This is a genomic window from Rhodococcus sp. ENV425 (assembly GCF_002887785.1).
Classification (GTDB): domain Bacteria; phylum Actinomycetota; class Actinomycetes; order Mycobacteriales; family Mycobacteriaceae; genus Rhodococcus; species Rhodococcus aetherivorans.
Map to the genome: position 1 here is coordinate 20855 of NZ_PCZU01000070.1, position 2404 is coordinate 23258.

General features: G+C 69.6%; 2 protein-coding genes. Both read left to right on the plus strand.

The genetic code is table 11. The features are described from left to right. The first annotated feature begins 492 nt into the window (after positions 1 to 492). On the plus strand, positions 493 to 1686 hold the full coding sequence (locus CQZ88_RS05525; RefSeq protein WP_029542499.1) for an NADP-dependent malic enzyme: 1194 nt from the start codon (positions 493 to 495) through the stop codon (positions 1684 to 1686). A gap of 80 nt (positions 1687 to 1766) precedes the next feature. After that, positions 1767 to 2404: glycine betaine ABC transporter substrate-binding protein (locus CQZ88_RS05530; RefSeq protein WP_102799367.1), on the plus strand; the 638-nt coding region annotated here is incomplete at its 3' end.

Genomic DNA, 2404 nt, shown 5'->3' on the forward strand with positions numbered 1-2404 from the left:
TCTATCTCACGGGCGCGGTCCTGATGTTCACCCAGTGGTGGGGCTGACGTTTCGCGCGCCGTCCGTTACCGGTAGGTAACCGGCCGGCATCTCGGGCTTTTGCCTCGGAACGGCTCCGATCGCGGGGTCGACATTCCGGCTCGGCTGTCCAAACTCACAGGTGAGCGGGGAAAAACGTGAGACATTCGCAAGAAATACCGATTTGATTGTTGGGTTGTGAAGGTGGCAAACTTTTCCTCAATCCGGCGTCGGTGCCACCGCCCCGAAGCCGGACGAAGATGGCAGACCCTGTAGAGGGCTCGTCGCCAGGGCTCACCCGCCTCGGCGCCATCACGCTCCGGAAGTCGTACAGCGTTGTACAGCGGTAACCGTGATCGCGCCCGGAAGCTTCACCGAAATGTCCTTGGCGAAGCGCTGCGCCGGATGTCCGTCGCGCAGCTACTTCGCAGTAACCGGAACCCGAGTGGTTCCGGCTCGAGCAGGAGTGTCATCGTGTCAATCGTGTCTGATGCACCTACCCCCCGGAAGGTCGAATTGACCGACGAGGAAATCTTCAGCAGCCATATCGACGGCAAGCTGTCCGTCGAGCTCACCGCACCCCTGGAGACGCAGCGCGATCTGTCGATCGCCTACACGCCCGGCGTCGCGCAGGTTTCCCGCGCGATCGCGGCCGACGAGACCCTCGCCGACCGCTACACCTGGACCAACCGCCTCGTGGTGGTCGTCTCCGACGGTTCGGCGGTGCTCGGCCTCGGTGACATCGGCCCGCGCGCGTCGCTGCCGGTGATGGAGGGCAAGTCCGCCCTGTTCAAGAAGTTCGCGGGCCTGAACTCGATCCCGCTGGTGCTCGACACCAAGGATCCCGACGAGATCGTCGAGACGCTGATCCGGCTGCGCCCGAGCTTCGGCGCGGTCAACCTCGAGGACATCTCCGCCCCGCGCTGCTTCGAGATCGAACGACGCGTCATCGAGGCGCTGGACTGCCCGGTCATGCACGACGACCAGCACGGCACCGCCATCGTGGCACTCGCCGCGCTCAAGGGCGCCGCCAAGGTGCAGGGCCGCGAGCTGGCCGGCCTGCGCATCGTCATCTCCGGCGCCGGTGCCGCCGGCGTCGCCGTCGCGAACATCCTGCTCGCCGCCGGCGCGGCCGATGTGACCGTGCTGGACTCGAAGGGCATCGTCTCGGCCGAGCGCACCGACCTGAACGAGGTCAAGGTTGACCTGGCCGCGCGGACCAACCCGGCCGGCCGGCACGGCGGGCTGATCGAGGCCCTCGACGGCGCGGACGTGTTCATCGGCGTCTCGGCCGGCACGGTGCCGGAGGAGATCGTCGCTCGGATGGCCGACGGCGCGATCGTGTTCGCGCTGTCGAACCCGGATCCGGAGATCCACCCGGAGGTCGCCGCCAAGCACGCCGCGATCGTCGCGACCGGCCGCAGCGACTTCCCGAACCAGATCAACAACGTGCTGGCCTTCCCCGGTGTGTTCAAGGGCGCGCTCGACGCGGGCGCCCGGCGCATCACCGAGGGCATGAAGCTCGCCGCCGCCGAGGCCATCCTCTCGGTCGTCGGTGACGAGTTGGCCGTGGACAAGATCGTCCCGAGCCCTCTCGATCCGCGGGTGGCGCCCGCCGTCGCCGAGGCCGTCGCGGCCGCGGCGCGGGCCGAGGGCGTCACCGACTGACGCGATCGACCGCACGCCCCGGCCGGAGCCCGCACCCAGGTTCCGGACCGGGGCGTTCGGCTTTCCGGGGATGCGCGAGGATGGGCATCGTGTGGAGCGCGAGGAGCCGGGGACTGCGGGGCGAGGGATTCATTCGGGCGGTGGCCGGGCCGGTGGTCGCCGTCGCGGTGCTGACCGGGTGCGGGCCGTCGGTGGTCGACGAGTCGACGGACGTCGCCACCGTGGTCGTCGGCGCCGGAGACGACGCCGCGAGCGAACTGCTCGCCCGGATCTACGCGGGCGCCCTGGCCGGTAGCGGGACCCGGACCGAACTGCGCACCGGGCTCGGCGGCCGCGCCGACTACCTCGCGGCGCTGGACGCGGCCGAGGTGACCCTCGTGCCGGACTACACCGGACGGCTGTTGCGGTACTTCGCCCCGGCTGCGACGGACACGGACGCCGAGGACGTGTTCGAGGCGCTCGCCCGATCCCTGCCCGACGACATGGCGATCACGGACTATGCTGCCGCACAGGATCGTTCGGTGCTGTTCGTCTCCGACGCCACCGCTGCCCGGCTCGGTACCACCGAGTTGGCCGGGATCGTCGGCCGGTGCGGCGAGCTGACCGTGACGGTCACGGGCGGATTCGAGGAGAACGACGGACTGCGGGACATGGCCGAAAGAGGCTGCGTCCCAGGCCGTGTCGAAACCGACGACGCTCCGGGGCCCGCGGCCGGCGG